At 37.7% G+C, this 16,793-nt stretch carries 13 protein-coding genes; 2 read left to right on the top strand and 11 right to left on the bottom strand.

Going from position 1 to position 16,793, the window contains the following annotated elements:
- Positions 1–126 precede the first annotated feature (126 nt).
- Both OW492_RS12020 and OW492_RS12015 read right to left on the bottom strand, forming a co-directional pair.
- Positions 127–1,032 (bottom strand): LysR family transcriptional regulator, encoded by a 906-nt coding sequence (locus tag OW492_RS12020; RefSeq protein ID WP_290040234.1) that lies wholly within the window; start codon positions 1,030–1,032, stop codon positions 127–129.
- A 729-nt stretch (positions 1,033–1,761) separates the two neighbouring features.
- Positions 1,762–2,688, bottom strand: a complete 927-nt coding sequence (locus OW492_RS12015) for a DMT family transporter (RefSeq protein ID WP_290040233.1) — start codon at positions 2,686–2,688, stop codon at positions 1,762–1,764.
- A 158-nt stretch (positions 2,689–2,846) separates the two neighbouring features.
- Here OW492_RS12015 and OW492_RS12010 point away from each other — a divergent pair, with 158 nt between their 5' ends.
- Entirely contained in the window at positions 2,847–3,743 is an 897-nt protein-coding gene (locus OW492_RS12010) for a LysR family transcriptional regulator (protein WP_290040232.1), read from the top strand.
- Positions 3,744–3,829: 86 nt separating this feature from the next.
- Here the strand turns inward: OW492_RS12010 and OW492_RS12005 are convergent, their stop codons facing one another.
- The 3 genes from OW492_RS12005 to OW492_RS11995 all read right to left on the bottom strand — a co-directional run bounded on the left by OW492_RS12005 (position 3,830) and on the right by OW492_RS11995 (position 8,937).
- Positions 3,830–6,433 carry a TRAP transporter permease gene (locus OW492_RS12005; RefSeq protein WP_290040230.1) on the bottom strand — a complete coding sequence of 868 codons (2,604 nt, stop codon included), beginning with the start codon at positions 6,431–6,433 and terminating at the stop codon, positions 3,830–3,832.
- A gap of 65 nt (positions 6,434–6,498) precedes the next feature.
- Complete coding sequence (locus OW492_RS12000) at positions 6,499–7,488, bottom strand: TAXI family TRAP transporter solute-binding subunit (RefSeq protein ID WP_290040229.1); 990 nt, start codon at positions 7,486–7,488, stop codon at positions 6,499–6,501.
- A gap of 165 nt (positions 7,489–7,653) precedes the next feature.
- On the bottom strand, positions 7,654–8,937 hold the full coding sequence (locus OW492_RS11995) for an aminotransferase class V-fold PLP-dependent enzyme (RefSeq protein WP_290040227.1): 1,284 nt from the start codon (positions 8,935–8,937) through the stop codon (positions 7,654–7,656).
- A gap of 179 nt (positions 8,938–9,116) precedes the next feature.
- Between OW492_RS11995 and OW492_RS11990 the strand changes: the two genes are divergently transcribed.
- On the top strand, positions 9,117–10,016 hold the full coding sequence (locus OW492_RS11990) for a LysR family transcriptional regulator (protein WP_290040224.1): 900 nt from the start codon (positions 9,117–9,119) through the stop codon (positions 10,014–10,016).
- Positions 10,017–10,172: 156 nt separating this feature from the next.
- Here the strand turns inward: OW492_RS11990 and OW492_RS11985 are convergent, their stop codons facing one another.
- Genes OW492_RS11985 through OW492_RS11960 form a run of 6 tightly spaced genes read right to left on the bottom strand, consistent with a single transcriptional unit; the run spans position 10,173 to position 15,967 of the window.
- A complete protein-coding gene (locus OW492_RS11985) occupies positions 10,173–10,538 on the bottom strand; it encodes a Na+/H+ antiporter subunit G (RefSeq protein WP_290040222.1) in 366 nt (121 codons plus the stop codon).
- 9 nt (positions 10,539–10,547) lie between these two features.
- Entirely contained in the window at positions 10,548–10,817 is a 270-nt protein-coding gene (locus tag OW492_RS11980; RefSeq protein WP_290040221.1) for a K+/H+ antiporter subunit F, read from the bottom strand.
- On the bottom strand, positions 10,811–11,311 hold the full coding sequence (locus OW492_RS11975; protein WP_290040219.1) for a Na+/H+ antiporter subunit E: 501 nt from the start codon (positions 11,309–11,311) through the stop codon (positions 10,811–10,813). The genes OW492_RS11980 and OW492_RS11975 overlap by 7 nt, the downstream gene beginning before the upstream one ends.
- Complete coding sequence (locus OW492_RS11970) at positions 11,311–12,822, bottom strand: monovalent cation/H+ antiporter subunit D (RefSeq protein ID WP_290040218.1); 1,512 nt, start codon at positions 12,820–12,822, stop codon at positions 11,311–11,313. Before OW492_RS11970 ends, OW492_RS11975 begins: the two co-directional genes overlap by 1 nt.
- Positions 12,822–13,172 carry a Na+/H+ antiporter subunit C gene (locus OW492_RS11965; RefSeq protein ID WP_290040216.1) on the bottom strand — a complete coding sequence of 117 codons (351 nt, stop codon included), beginning with the start codon at positions 13,170–13,172 and terminating at the stop codon, positions 12,822–12,824. The genes OW492_RS11970 and OW492_RS11965 overlap by 1 nt, the downstream gene beginning before the upstream one ends.
- Complete coding sequence (locus tag OW492_RS11960; RefSeq protein WP_290040215.1) at positions 13,172–15,967, bottom strand: monovalent cation/H+ antiporter subunit A; 2,796 nt, start codon at positions 15,965–15,967, stop codon at positions 13,172–13,174. The genes OW492_RS11965 and OW492_RS11960 overlap by 1 nt, the downstream gene beginning before the upstream one ends.
- Positions 15,968–16,793 lie beyond the last annotated feature (826 nt).

Here is a 16,793-nt window from a genome sequence, read left to right as displayed (position 1 = left end):
ACCCTTTTAAAGTAATACTTCACGTATCGAATGGAGCAATTTAAATCATAGAGGGGAAACATCTATTAAGGCAAATTAGTAATATCTTACAACCTATAAATTTTTCTTATAGACTTTACTAACAGACTATTGTAACTCTTGTAATGATTTTTTCAGCGTACCAACAAACATTGATGCTAATAAAGAAAGTGAACGGTGGGCAGGTGTAACGATAGAGATAGAGAAAGTAATATCAGGCTTAAAAGGCAAAAAGACCACTCTGCTATGAGTTATACAATTTTCTTGATAACTAGCAACAGTAATTGGATCAATCAATGCACAAGCTAAGCCGTTTTCAACAAAAGATAATTGTGGCAAAAAATATTGTGTTTCAAAACGTACATTTAGACTTAATTTTTTGTCATTGAAGATTTGTTTCATTTGCGTATGTATCATATGAGTTTCTGATAACATTGCTAATGGTCTGCCATTAAGATCTTCTGCTGTGATATAAGATTTTTTTGCTAAAGGATCGTTAACAGATACAGCACATAAACAACAATAATCTAGTCGATCATGATTTAGTAATGGGGAGGATGATTCTGTCATATAGTCAATAATACCAACATCATAACGCTGTGCAGATATTAGTTGCTGTGCTTGAAAAGAGCTTTGAGATAACAATGAAACATCTACTCCTTCACGATCTTTAACAAACTCACTAATCAGCTTAGGTAAGAAAAATATAGAAGGGCTCAACATAGCAATAACGTTGATCTTTCCTGTTTCTAGTTTACGTACTCGCGTTAAATTATCTTCCAAACGTTCAATTTTTTCAAGTATCTCAACTGCTTCACACAATAAATATTTCGCTTCAGGCACTGGATATAAACGTCCTTCTCTGCGTTCAAATAAAGCCATACCGATTTCATTTTCTAAGCTTGTTAGCTGCGCACTGACTGCTGGTTGAGTTCGAAATAAATTACTCGCAGCTTTAGAAACAGAACCAGTGATCATGACTTCTTTGAAGGCTTTAAGCTGTTTAATGTTCATTTTGGATAAACCTATTTAAAGTGTACCAGTGATTCAATAGTGATGGTATGAAGTGAAATAAATAGCGAATTAATATGCCATTTATTAAAGAAATATGAACTCTAATATAAATGCAATTTTACATGTATCCACTGTCAAACAACAGACTATTTATCATTAGGGTATTACTGTAAGAAAGCTTTTTAGTTGAATATAAGCGAGTAAAATAGTTAAGCAGTATTGTCCAACATCATCTGATGCAGCGTATGTAACTAACCTCAGTTCTGGTTAATGGAAGCGAAACATTATATAAAATCAGATAGTTAAATTATTTAATAGGTAATACTGCTAGCTGTGCGAAGCTCAAAGCTGATTATTGAAGGAATAACGGGTTATTGTGAAATAAATTAACGCAGTAACCCCTATAAATAGCTGTATTAACTTGCTTTTCTTATCCAGTATTGAGGTTAAATAAAACGGTAACCTAAATGTTTAAAGATATTGAAAAGAAATGAGGTAAGTAGCATTAGATTTACTTTTAGGAAAAGAGTGATAAACAAAATAAGTTCAACAAATTATTCGGCAGTAAAGTGTCAACTTTACTATTAATCCGCAGCTTAACACCTGAAAAAATAAACTAAAAATATTAGTGATTTCAACGGTATTATCTTTTTACGGCTGTTTTGATAACGAGTAAACAACACTGGTTAAAACACTTTGATTGGTAACGGAACTATCTCTTAAATGGGTTTAAACTAACTCAGTATATTCTCGGGATTTTTGCTCAGATTCAAACGTTATTACAGCCTTTTTAGGCTGTCGTATTCCAAGTGCAATAATAACTAATAGCATCGCAGTTATATCAAGCCTAGTTAGGGGTTGATCGAGAAATACAGCACAAGAAAGCATTGCAACGATTAATTCAACTGCCCCTAACACAGCAATAACTTCTGGCTTGGTTTTAACGGCCCCTATCACAAACAAGTATTGAGGTAAGGCTGCGGCAATAAATGCTAAACCTAATAAAGCCCACCAAGCATTTATCTCATGAGGGAGGATCACCTTAGGAGAGGTATACATTACCAGTGGAATGAGAACAATTAAGTGACCTAGCGTGCTCCAAGCTACTCGACTAAGCGCCATTAAATTCTGCTTAGGTTTAGCTAAGTATTGTATTTGAAAAGCAAAAACCATAGGAGCTAAAAAACAGCCCAATAATGCCCACTTTGACTCCATAGATAGCTCCGAAGGTTCTATTACCAATGAAGCAGCTATTAATACTAAGGCAGCAGACAATAGAGCATTGACGCTTAACGATCGTTTGAAGATCAGAACGCCAATCAATAGGGAGAAAAATGGATAAGTGTAGTATATCAATATAGCGCTAGCTGCAGTTAAATTCTGCAAAGCATAGAAGTAAGCCAATACTCCTAAAGCATTAGCAAAACCAATAATAAGCATACGGCCAACTTCTGGCCATAATGCTGAAGGTACTCGCAGATAAAATGACAAAACAACGCCAGGTAATATAAAACGACAAAGAGTAACAACTTCTACTGACATACCTTGAGTAAATAGAATTTGGGCAAAAAGTGGATTAAAACCAAACCCTATAGCCGCGAGTAAAACCATCGCTGCTCCGCTCATTTGTAATTTAACTCCCCTTGCTTGTCTCATCGTATCCCATTCTTTTTTAAGACTGTAAACAGACTATATTCGTTTATATGCGTATTTGATGAGCTAGACAATACTCGAAACTACATTAATATATAAGTGAATTATAATGTTTATACATGCATTATATTCATGTATTAACTTAATAATTTGGCCTCTTTATGAAACTAGAAATTAGACACTGGCAAATGCTTAAAGCACTCTCTGAATTAGGCAGTATCGCTCAAGCAGCAGATGCGCTCGGTATTAGTCAATCAGCCTTGAGCCATCGAATCGCTGAGGCAGAACGTCGTATTGATGGAAAATTATTTGAAAAAGAAGGACGGCGCTTAAAATTAACGCCAGCTGGTAGTTTAATCACAAAAGTTGCATTACAAACCTTACCAATCTTAGAACGTGCTGAAGCGGATTTTGAGCAAAATGCACACCTAGAAAAACAAATAGTTCGTTTAGGCGTTGCCTCTTACTCCAGTTATTACTGGATACCTGATTTTATTAAATTTGTTAATCAGAAAGCAGGTCACCTCAAGTTAAGATTAGTCGCGTCTACTACACAAAATCCGATTTCAAGCTTACAGCATAGCTCTGTCGATATTGTAATTGCACCTGGTTACTTGGCCACGCCCGGTATTTTTAACACACCTCTTTTTATGGATGAACTTGTCTTAGTGACTCCCTATGCTCATTCTCTTAGCCACCAAGCTTTTATTAATCCCGAAGACCTCAGAGATATTCAATACTACACCTATAGCCAAACAGTCTTACCAGGCTTTGAATATGAACGCTTTATTCGACCGTCAGGTGTTATCCCACACCAAGTCGAAGTGGTTGAAATGACAGATGCAATCATCGAGCTAATTAGTGCTGGTTTAGGGGTAAGTATACTCTCTAAGTGGGCTGTTAATGCAGCAATTGAATCGCAACGAATTAGTAGTGTTCAGCTTGGACAAAAAGGGCTTGATCTAGCATGGTCTGCGCTCACCCGAGAGAGTGAAAAGAAAAACAGCGCTAGCGAACAACTCGTTAAATTATTGGTAGATTGGCATAAAACCTCTTAAGTAATCTATAACACTAATGAGTATGACTTTTACCCTTTTTAGAAAATGAATAACCTGACCATTGGCAGGTCAGGTTATCTATTAAGTTAACTGTGTATTAATGACCATTTACGGCGGCGCTGAATAATCATTACCAAAGCAAGTAATGCAAACGTAGGAATATAAATAAGTTGTTTAATAGGTTGAACTTGCGGCGTCTCTACTAAGGTAATCACTTGATCAAAGGTTAAACCAGCTTGTTCCGCTGGGCTATCATAACCAACATAATCGACAATTATTTTTCCATCCTTATTGATTAGCTCAATGCCAACTTCAGCTAAACGCTCTGAAATATCAGCTCCTTGACCTAAGGTCATAGTGACAAGAAATGTTCGTTCATTACCAACACCATCAACTCCATCAACCCAAAAACGCACTGCAGCACCAGATTCAATAGTAGACTTTGGCTGCACTAATTCAGTGGCTGCTAATTGGTGGTAAGGTGCAACAATCATATCCATCCAAAAACCTGGACGAAATAATGAAAATGCAATCAATAACAACAATAAAGATTCGTACCAGCGGCTCTTAGTAAGGAAAAATCCTTGAGTTGCAGCAGTAAAAATAAGGATAGCTATAGTTGCTGCAATAAAAACAAACACACCTTCTAGCCAAGTAACATCTATTAATAATAAGTCAGTATTAAAAATAAATAGAAAAGGTAATGCAGCAGTACGTAAACTGTAATTAAAAGCGACAAAACCAGTCTTAATAGGATTACCTCTTGAAACAGCAGCAGCTGCAAAAGATGCCAATCCAACAGGTGGCGTCACATCAGCCATAATACCGAAATAAAAGACAAACAAATGAACCGCTATGAGTGGAACGATCAAACCAGATTCTTGACCTAATAAAACCACCACTGGTGCTAATAATGACGAAACCACAATATAGTTAGCCGTTGTTGGTAAGCCCATCCCTAAAATTAAGCTTAAAACAGCAGTCAAAATGAGCATTAATAACAAGTTACCCATTGACAATATTTCAACGAGATCTGCTAATACTGAACCAACCCCAGTCTGCGAAACCGCTCCCACGATAATCCCTGCAGTTGCCGTCGCAATACCAATCCCTATCATATTACGCGCACCAACAATAAGGCCATCTACCAGCTCTGCTCCACCTCTACGTAATTGAGAAGTAGTATCTTGTTGTTGGCGAAAGAAAGCCATAATAGGTCGTTGTGTGATCAAAATAAACAGCATTAGCATGGTAGCCCAAAATGCTGATAACCCAGGAGATAATCGCTCAACCATCAAACACCAAACCAGTACTACAACGGGTAGTAGGAAATGCAATCCAGATTTAACCGTTGGTGCAACTTCAGGCAATTCCAGCATCTGCGTATCAGGATTATCCATGACTAAATCTGGAACTGAAGAAGCAATGCGTAGTAAATAAAGATAAGTAATACTCAACAAAACGGCAATAATTATTCCAGCATAATCACCAAAAGCCGGTTTTATCCAACCGATACCGAAGTAAACAGCGGCAGCAATAACAGCGGTTACCATAAATCCAGTCAATACGCCCATTACACGCAGATGCCAAGGTTTAACTGCACTACGACGTGGTAACCCCTGCATATCTAATTTAAGCGCTTCCAAATGTACAATGTAAACTAATGCAATATAAGATATTAATGCTGGTAAAAAGGCATGCGTAATCACTTCAACATAACTGATACCAACATACTCAACCATCAAAAATGCAGCAGCTCCCATCACTGGTGGCATAATTTGGCCATTGACGGACGAAGCAACTTCAACCGCGCCCGCTTTTTCAGAAGAAAAGCCAACACGTTTCATCATTGGAATCGTAAATGTTCCTGTTGTTACTACATTGGCAATAGAAGATCCGGAAATTAATCCTGTGAGACCAGAAGCAACAACAGCCGCTTTTGCAGGACCTCCGCGCATATGACCTAATAGAGAAAAGGCAACTTGGATAAAATAATTACCCGCGCCTGCTTTATCTAATAAAGCACCAAATAAAACAAATAAGAAAACAAAATTAGACGATACCCCAACAGCAATACCAAAAACACCTTCAGTAGTTAGCCACTGGTGGTTAACAAGCTCTTTTAATGTTACGCCTTTGTGAGCAATAATTTCAGGCATGTAAGGACCAGCTACGGAATAAGTTAAAAAGATAATAGCTACAATCATCAACGGTGGTCCAAGTGTCCGTCGAGTTGCTTCAAGCAAAAGTACAATACCAATAACAGACACAACTAAGTCTTGTGTATTAGGTAAGCCAGGTCGTGTTACAAGTTGGTCGTAAAATGTGAATAGATAAGAAGCACAAAAAGCAGCAATAAGACTAAATACCATATCACTTAAAGGTACTCGATATTGCGAGGATTTAGAGGTGGCAGGAAATGCAGTAAAGGCTAAAAAAATCGCAAACCCTAAATGGATTGCACGTACTTCAGTATCATTAAAAATACCAAAGCTACCAATAATTGGCCAATCATAAAAAGGGAGGGGGGATGCTATCCATAATTGAAACAATGACCATATTAGTGCTGTCCCAAGTAATACCGCTCCTTGCCACCCCTTTGGAATACGTGCACCAGTATCATTTGCAGCGACCATATCTTGAAGTGCTTTATCATCCATTTCTGTCGGCTGTTTAGGTGGACTAATCATATAAGCTCCTGAAAAGTTAAAATAAAAAAGAGATGCAAAAAGCACCTCTTAATGAAATAGTTAGACTACATCCAACCACGTTCTTTATAATAACGAACAGCACCAGCATGTAATGGAGCAGATAAACCGTCAGTGATCATTGTTTTTGGATCTAGGTTTGCAAAGGCGGGGTGTAAGCGCTTAAAGTTTTTGAAGTTATCAAATACAGCTTTCACCATTTGATAAACAACTTCGTCATCAACTTTTGCAGAGGTCACCATAGTGGCTGCATTACCAAAGGTTTTTACATCAGTATCATTACCGCTATAAAGGCCCCCTTTAATAATCGCTGGTGCGTAAAAATCATTATCGGCAATAAGCTTGTCTATAGCAGGGCCCGTTACAGGTATTATTTTCGTATCACAAGAAGTCGTTGCTTCTTTAATAACCCCAGAAGGATGCCCGACATTCACTAAGATCACATCAAGTTTATTGTCACATAAAGCTTGCGATTGCTCTGATACTTTTAACTCAGCAGCCAGTTTGAACGTGTCTTGCGTCCAACCTTTCTCTGCCATAATAATTTCCATTGTACCGCGAGTACCAGATCCTGGATTACTAAGGTTGACACGTTTTCCAACGAGATCATCAAAAGTTTCTACACCTGAATCTGCACGAGCAACAACAGTGAATGGTTCACTATAAAGCCCAAATAGAGCACGTAAATCTTCAAATTTTCCTTGCTCAATAAAGGAAGTATGCTTAGTGCCCGATAAAGCATATGACTGCCAATCTGATTGTGCGACACCGAAATCTAACTGACCTTGACGAACAGCATTAATATTAGCAACAGAACCACCTGTTGACGGTGCAGTACACTTAATACCATGATCATCTGTCCCTTTATTAACTAGACGACATATAGACTGACCAGCAACATAATAAACACCTGTTTGTCCTCCCGTGCCTATTTTTACATATGTTTGCTCAGCACTGACAACCGCAGTACTAAATGAAGCCGCTAAACCAATAACAGATGGTATAAATAGTTTTGCAAGTTTACTTTTTCTAGACATAACATTTTATCCTTAAAATAGATGTTCAAAATTAATGCATTTTTCTTGTTAAAATTTCTAGAATTTTCTCTAGAATAAATCCCAAACCTCTTTGGTATTATCAGTTAACTATTTACAACGAATAACTTAGAACCAAGAGGTTATAGAATATTGCCTAAACAAATATCAGCTATTGCTGATCGCTTTGGTAGCTGTTAAAAACTCTTCTATATCTTGCAGGTTGTGACAGTGGATTGGTGATACGCGGATAGCACCTTTTAAATCAAATGATTCCAGCATTCTTGATGAGTAAGGGCTTGATAAAAGACGTTCAAAAGCAATAATGCCTAATTCTTCATACATATCTACTGCCTTTTTATACTCGATATTGTCAAAACCAATTGCCATAATGAAGTCTTTCTTGGTTAAGTCTTTGTAGTCTAAATAGACATGAGCACCTGCTATATGTCTAAGGCCTTCTGTATTTTCTGTCCCTTCTAACATTGCATTCATAAGGGCTCTTTCATGCAGTTTTATTCGTTCCATCCCTTCAACAAAAAGTGCCCTTCTATTATTTGAAGTATTAAACTTCTCACCTATCCAGCAAACATAATTAACCACCTCGGTGAGTGCAGCAAAATGTGCAGGTGCAGGACTACCAAGCTGCCAACAACCTTGTGGCTTAGCAATCAACTTATTGTGAGGAATTTTCGAGAGTCTTTCTGACACATAGCCCACGCCAAAACCGCGCGGACCAAAAAATTTATATGGAGCAAAATTAATGCCATCAACAGGTACTTTAGTAACATCAATAACGCCATGTGGAGCATGTTGAACGGCATCAGCAACGATATAGAGATCCGGCTTGATCTTTCTCGCCTGTTCAACAATTTTTTGTTCATCTAACAAGGCACCAGAAACATTTGATGCATACATAAATGTTAATAAACAAGTATCTTCGTCAATCAGCCTTGTTATTTCTTCAACATCAACACCACCAGTTAAAGGGTTGGTTTTAGCAACTCTGAGTTCCTTCCCATTTTGTTCAGCAAAAAAGACCATCGCATCATAAGCAGAAGGATGTTCCAACATAGTAGTTACCACGTTACCACCAGGAATGTTCTCCATCACTAGTCTAACCATATCGAACATAACCATTGACGCTGTGTACGACGTTACAATACTACCGGTGTCAAAATTGAGCATAGTTTTAATTGATCTATAACCTTCCTTTTGTATATCCATCAGCCATGTCGCAGTTTTATTACCATGTTCAGGACAGTCCGGTAACTCATCTAATTGTTTAAATTTATTACTTGCGGATTTAAGTCGAAAAGCACCACCAGAATTATCGAAAAATATTCTTTTTTTATTTTGTATTGGATCGATATCTACATGATAAAATTTTTCTTTAATTTCTTTTAAAAGTGAGTCACTAAAAAACTCACCTTGCTCTATATTGCTTTTCATTATGATTTTCCTTCACGCTTTTAAAACGCTAATTAAGCCGATATTTTCCCTGCTAGTAGCCTATTAGATAGACAACTTTTGTACGCATTTAAATCTATCAACTTTTTAAATATTAAAATAATGAATTAAATTGCATTTATATATTCATATTATTAATATTTAACTATTTGAGATAAATAATGAATATTGAGCAGATTGAAACTTTTTTGATGATTACTGAAACAAAAAATCTATCTATAGCAGCTAAGAGCCTTTTTATTTCACAGTCGGCTGTCAGCCACCGAATTCGTTCTTTAGAGGAAGCTTTGGGGTGTGAATTATTGATTAGATCACGAGGAGAAAAGTTTGTCAGCCTAACCTTAAAAGGGGAGGAATTTATTGAAATCGCCACTCGCTGGAAAATCCTAAGTAACGAAACTAAGCTTTGGACACTTCAAGAATCTAAGATGAATTTAAAATTAGCAAGTATTGATAGCTTAAATACGTGCGTTTTTTCAAGTCTTTATAAAGATATTATCGATAGTAATAATGCTATTTCTCTTAATGTCAGCTCACATTGGAGCAAAACAATTTACGATTTAATTGAAAGTAATGAGATTGACATCGGATTCACACTCAATTCATTAAAATACCCGAATGCCATTGCCACTCCTCTATTTAAGTCTAGAGGTGTGCTTATTTCATCAATATCTTCAAAATATCCGGAAGAAGTGCATCCTCATGATTTAAAAACCTCGGATGAAATACTCTTTTCTTACATACCTGAATATGAAATATGGCATAACTTTTGGTGGGAACATGATCAAAGTGAGTATTCTAGTGTTGATACCGTATCGTTGCTGTTCACTATGTTTGATCTGAAGGAAAAGTGGGCAATAGTGCCGGTATGGATAGCTAGAAAGTTCGAAAAGATTCATCCTGTTAAAATCTCAGAGCTTTCTACTGAGCCGCCGGAGTATGCTTGTTATCATGTATTTAACAGAAACCCTAAACCTAGCAAAATAAAAACTATTAAGCAGTTTTCAAAGGCTCTTGAAAGTTATATGAAAACAGAGCAATTCCTTAATAGTATTAAATAATCCCCTTAAAATGATAAATAAATAGTTTATGGGGATTATCCAGTTATTACAGGAAAACAGAAAAATTAATAAAGCTAACCTACATCTATTACAAAAATCCGTCTCGAGATGATCGATAATACGTTACTTACAATTATATTCTCAAAGAAAAACGAGCTACTTATCCTCTGGATGTTGTTGTAAGTAGGCTTTTTTAGCTAAATGTTGGTTCTGAGTAGTATCAGTCATTTTTACTTTGTAATGTAAGCCTGCTTTCCCTAGCATATGTGCGGCAACGGGAGCTGTGATCAATAAAAACATACTGATCAATACTTCTTTTAAGCTTACGTGGCCAAGTTGCACGCTGAAAAATATCATCGATGCCACTAATATACAGGCAACCCCTAAGGTACTGGCTTTCGTAGGAGCGTGTAAGCGAGTAAAATAATCAGGGAGTTTTGCTAAGCCAATAGAGCCGATTAGCATTACCATACTACCGAACACTAACAAAACACTCACCACTACTTCTAACAATACAGTCATCTCTTTTCCTTATTCGATAATATCGCCACGTAGTAAGTACTTACAAAAAGCAGAAGTACTTACAAAACCAAGCAGCGCAATTAATAATGCACTTTCATAATAAATGGCAGAGCCTTGATGAAGCCCTAACAAGATGATCAGCGCAATGCTATTAATGTACATGGTATCAACGGCGATGATTCTGTCTGGTGTAGTGGGGCCAATGATTAAACGCCACGCATTTAACGCTAAAGCACAAGACATTAATCCACAAGCAATCAGTATAGCGACACTTAACATCCGAAAATCTCCTTTAAAGGTGCTTCATAACGATCTTTGATAAGCTTGATTAATGCCTGCTCATCTTCAAGGTGTAATACATGCACGTATAACCACTTCCTATCCTCAGATAACTCAACACTCACAGTTCCTGGTGTTAATGAAACACTACTTGTAAAAATAGTCAGTGGCACAGGCTCTTTAATATCTAAAGGGACAACAATGAAAGCTGGCTTTAAATGACGATTACTTTGTAATACGCGCTTCGCTACATCGTAATTAGAGACAGCAATATCAATCAGCAAGCGAAACGTATACGTCAACGCCTTAATAGGTTTTTTTGCTACTGCTGCTTCTTCACTCAGAGGAGCTACAATCCAAGGAATAACAATCGCAAACACAGCACCTAATACCATATGTCCACGACTAAAATCATGTAATATTTGCCACACTAGCCATAGTAATATGCTGTGGTAAGGCGTAGGAAACCAAACAAATTTACGTACTTTGTCCATTATTTAGCGACCTCATTAAGTTGTTGTAAACTTAAACCAGCTTTAAGTTGCTCTGCAGCCAATTGCGTATAATCATTTACAGTTCCACCAAAAATAACCATCAAAGGCAGTATCCCGACTAATAAGCCAATAGCAATATATTGCATAGGATGACTTTTAAGTGCGCTAGTATTTTCACCAGTAGTTTGCCAGAACAAAGACGTACCAGCGCGTGCTAAAGCAATCATTGCTATCAACCCTCCCACAAGTACCAGTGGGAAAACCCACATTGCTTGGCTTGCTTTAGTAACTGATTGCAAAATTAACGCTTTACCAACAAAACCTGATAACGGCGGCATGCCAATTAAAGCGATCGCTAATAATGCAAAGATAAAGCCTAAAATGCCAGCTTGCGACATTGCTCTAGCAGCAACAAAACGATCTTCCGCTTGGCCACGTTGTTGTTGAATTAAGCCAGCTAACAAGAACATAGCAGCACAAGCGACGGTACTGTGTATTAAGTAATAAATTCCAGCTGAAGTGGCCTGTACCGTATTCAAACTAATGGTCACCAATAACGTACCCACAGATACAATGACCAAGTTACTACAAAGCACTTTCAAACTTTTACTGGCTAATACCGCAATACTAGCAACAGCAATAGTTAATAAAGCAATTGGCCACAACCATGGTAAGGCGATATTAGCTAGTTCACCTGCTTGATCACCAAATATCACTCCATGCACTCGCCAAATACTATAAATACCCACTTTAGTCATAATGGCAAATAATGCGGCCACTGAAGTGCTTGTAGAGGAGTAAGCTTTGGGTAACCAAAAATGCAAAGGGAGCATCGCTGCTTTCAATCCAAATACAGCTAGTAATAATAAAGCGCCAGACTTAGCAATCAGTAGCTCATTGTCTGAAAGTAACGGAATTTTATCTGCCATATCAGCAAAATTAAGTGTCCCTAACGTGCCGTACAAGGTGCCCAGTGCAAACAAAAATAACGATGAACCAATTAAGTTAAGAAATACATAATGGATATTAGCTTGTGTTTTTTGCTTACCACCACCGTGTATCATCAGTGAATATGAAGCGATTAATAACACTTCGAAAAATACAAATAAGTTAAATGCATCACCCGTTAAAAATGCACCGTTAATCCCCATTAATTGGAACATAATAAGGGAATGAAAGAAGGCACCTGTTTTATCTTCACCAGCACTCGCATATAGCGTGACTGCTAAGCCTAAAATAGCACTTAAACACACCATTAATACCGAGAATAGATCAGCAACTAATACAATGCCAAAAGGCGCAGACCAATCACCAAGCGCATACACTTGGATACCTTCGCCTTGAACCTTAAATAGCAATGAAAAGGCAACGACAACCATTAATACATTAGCAGTGATACTCACTACACGTTGTTTATTTAAAGAATTATTTAGCCCTGGAAAAAGCAGAGCAACAGCCACAATAAAAGGGATCAGTACCGGAAAGATAGCTAAATGGTCAAACAAACTCATTAGGATTTTTCCTCAGCTAAAGGATCAAAAGGCTCTATACCATCTACATGGTCACTGCCTAGGTCTGCTCGTCCGCGCATCGCTAAAATTACAGCAAAAGCAGTCATCGCAAAGCCAATAACAATAGCCGTAAGTACTAACGCCTGCGGTAGTGGATCTGCATAATTCTCACTGCTGTTTAGTACAGCTGGTGCACCTATCGTTAAACCACCACTAGCGAATAGGAATAAATTAACTGCATAAGACAATAAAGTAAGCCCAATAACTAAAGTAAAAGTATGCCCACGTAGCATCAAAAAGATACCGCAGGCACTCATAAAGCCAACACAAATTGCATAGACTAATTCCATTATCTTTCTCCTACTGTAAGTCGTTCTGTCGTGGTTAACTTACCTAAGCTTGCTAATATAAGTAATGTCGCACCGATCACGGTGAAATAAACACCAATATCAAACACCAATGCACTAGCAAGTTCGAACTTACCTATCCAAGGCAAGGATACATACTCAAACCAAGAAGTTAAAAATGGTCGACCAAAAGCCCAACTACCTAAACCAGTTAGTCCGGCAATGGTTAAACCAATCGCGATCATATAGTGATAACTTACACTTACTCTTTTAGCCATCCAATCCACACCGTGTGCAAGGTACTGTTGAATTAATGCAATAGATGTAATCAAACCGGCAATAAAACCACCGCCTGGTAAGTTGTGTCCGCGCATAAATATATAAGCAGAGATAAGTAAAAATAGCGGTAATAAACTTTGTGATACAACCGATAATAGTACAGGGTATTTCTCTTTAGCCCATAAACGCCCTGCGTAATCTTTAGTGCGCATTGATAAACGCATACGCGCGATCAACTTATGAATGCCTAATGCAGCAATACCTAATACTGTTATCTCACCAAAGGTATCAAAGCCACGGAAGTCAACCAGAATAACGTTCACCACATTGGTTCCACCACCGCCGATTTTTGCATTTTCTAAGAAATACGCGGAAATACTATCCAAAGGATGGGTCATTAACGCAAAACAAATGGCGCCAATAATACAACCGATAAATGATGCAACGGCTAAATCACGCACAAAGTGACTAGGTCGACTTTTACTGGTTGGAGTTTGTTGTGGGAAAAAGTACAGTGCAAGCAATAATAAAATCACCGTTACGATTTCTACCGAAAGCTGCGTAAGGGCTAAATCGGGTGCAGAGAAGTAAGCAAAGGTTATCGATACCACTAATCCCACTAACGACAACATTAATAAAGCAATAAGACGATAATGACTCCAGATGATAGTGGCTAGCGACCCAGCAACGATCAAAATGGCAGCCACTATCACAGCACCGTTTATAGGTGTACCAGCTAAACTTCCCTTCGTCGTCTCTAAGTCAAATAGAGGAGGTGCAATCAATAATAACGCGAAGAAACACAGGCAAAAAGCATAGCGCTGTAGAGAGCCCGTCTCCATTTTAGTGGTTATTTTTTGTGACCATTTTACACAGGCCTGAATACAATCTTCAAATACCAATTTTGCGTCAACATCCGGGAACATGCCTGCAAATTTAAACAAATGTTTGCGGTTCAAATAAATCGCCACACCACCAATAATAGCTAATGCACTCATTAACAAAGGAAGGTTAAACCCATGCCAAATAGAAAGGCTATATTCAGGTAACGGATGATTAAGCACCACTAATGAAGTACTTTGAAGCAAAGGTCCAATAGTGTAGTTAGGGAAGATACCTACCAACAAACATATTGCCACTAAGATTTCCACTGGCACACGCATATAACGTGGAGGTTCATGAGGCGTTTTAGTTAACCCTTTCGGTTCACCATTAAAAAATACATCATGTATAAAACGCAGAGAATAAGCAACAGAGAAAGCGCCAGCAATCGTTGCTAAGACAGGGATTAACCAAGACATCGCCCCTAAAATACTTTGTTCTAACGTCTCAGCAAAGAACATTTCTTTAGATAAAAAACCATTGAGCAACGGCACGCCAGCCATCGAAGCCGATGCCACCATTGCTAAGGTAGCGGTAATAGGCATGTACTTCCATAACCCATTAATTTTACGCATATCTCGCGAGCCGGATTCATGATCAATAATGCCTGCAGCCATAAATAATGACGCTTTAAAAACAGCATGATTCATAATATGAAATATCGCAGCAATTGCGGCTAATTCAGTATTTAAACCGAGAAGCAGTACAATCAAACCAAGGTGACTAATGGTTGAGTAAGCTAATAGCCCTTTTAAATCATGTTTAAATAATGCGGTATAAGCACCCAATAATAGCGTAAACAAACCTGTCAAAGAAACCACAACAAACCACGTTTCTGTACCAGCCAATACCGGATAGAAACGTGCTAATAAGAATATTCCTGCTTTTACCATAGTCGCTGAATGCAAGTAAGCACTAACTGGCGTCGGTGCTGACATTGCGTGAGGCAACCAAAAGTGGAATGGAAATTGGGCAGACTTTGTAAATGCACCAATTAAAAATAAACTTAAAATAGCAATATAATATGGACTTTGTTTTACCAACTCAGCACTGTTAAGAACGACATCTAATTCGTAACTGCCGACCACTTGACCTAATAGAATAATTCCGGCCAATAACGCTAAACCACCCGCTCCTGTAATAGTAAGCGCCATTCTAGCGCCTTTACGGGCATCGCTATTGTGTGACCAAAAACCAATTAGCAAGAATGAGCTAATACTAGTCAACTCCCAAAAAAACCAGAGTTGTAGCATATTGTTCGACATAACAATGCCAAGCATTGCCGTCATAAACATAATTAAATAACTGTAAAAACGCCCCATATTATCTTTTTCAGATAAATAGTAACGCGCATATAAGATCACCAGTAAACCAATCCCCAAGATCAATATACTGAATAATGCAGCTAAACCATCCAGCCGAAATGACAACGATAAACCTAATTGAGGGATCCACTCTACGCTTTTACTAAAAGATTCCCCTGCAAATACCGCTGGTAAATCGAGGAAAATTAAGCAAAGTGCTAGAGCAGGCAACAACGCAGTAGCCAGCGTGCATGCGCTACGATTAAGTTTATTGGTAAGTAAGGGAACAAGTATCCCGAACATGGGTAAAAATGGCACCCAGAAATAATGCATTTAAGCGAAGCTCCGTTAGCTAAGTGGTTGGTATTTTCAAACAACGATAGTGATTAATGGGGCAAAAATCAATGCCTTATTATGTCAAATAGCATTAAATAATTGATTATTATACACTTCTATTTTTATGTTTAAGCTACAACCCTCATAATCTTTCCTACCGTGACGTTTTTTGATGCTTTACTTATGCTAATTGTACTCTGAAGAAGCGAAATCAGAGATCTTTAATATCAGATAGTAATGGAAATTAGCAGTGTTATAGTTGGAAATGCTATGTGAGTACTTGGATTGACAGCCAAGTGAATAAATTAAAAAACGATTAAATGTGTAAAATTTATAATCATTCAAGTAAAGCTTACACGAGCAATACCCATTGTATTCAGTTTTATATCATTTCCTGATTTATGTAAGTGAGCGAACACCTTCTATTCCCTTGATAATTATAATATTTCCCTTTTCCCATCATGGTATACCGCGCTTTTTATTATCCTGGCACAGTGATTGCTCATAATATCTGTGTAACTAACGTAAAAAGTGATGGATTAGTCATTCAAATGACTGGTATCAAAGTAAAAAGGCAACAGGCAGCTTACTCATAAGTAATCTGCGAGGCTGGATGGTTAATGGCAATTGGCGCATAAAGAATGCTTTCTACCCACTCAACTTTCAGCCAGATCCTGTGCATTTATATTGCTACATTACTTATCGGCATAGGTGGGCTTCACCATTTTATTGCCGGTTCTGTTAAATTGTTTATTGGATAACCTCATGTCAGCCAATATTACATTAATCACAATAACACCCGTTATCTTATTAACTTTATTGG

It is taken from the genome of Psychromonas sp. 14N.309.X.WAT.B.A12, from assembly GCF_030397575.1.
Lineage (GTDB): Bacteria > Pseudomonadota > Gammaproteobacteria > Enterobacterales > Psychromonadaceae > Psychromonas.
Note: the sequence above shows the minus strand (reverse complement) of the source record. Positions and strands in the feature narration are given on the sequence as shown.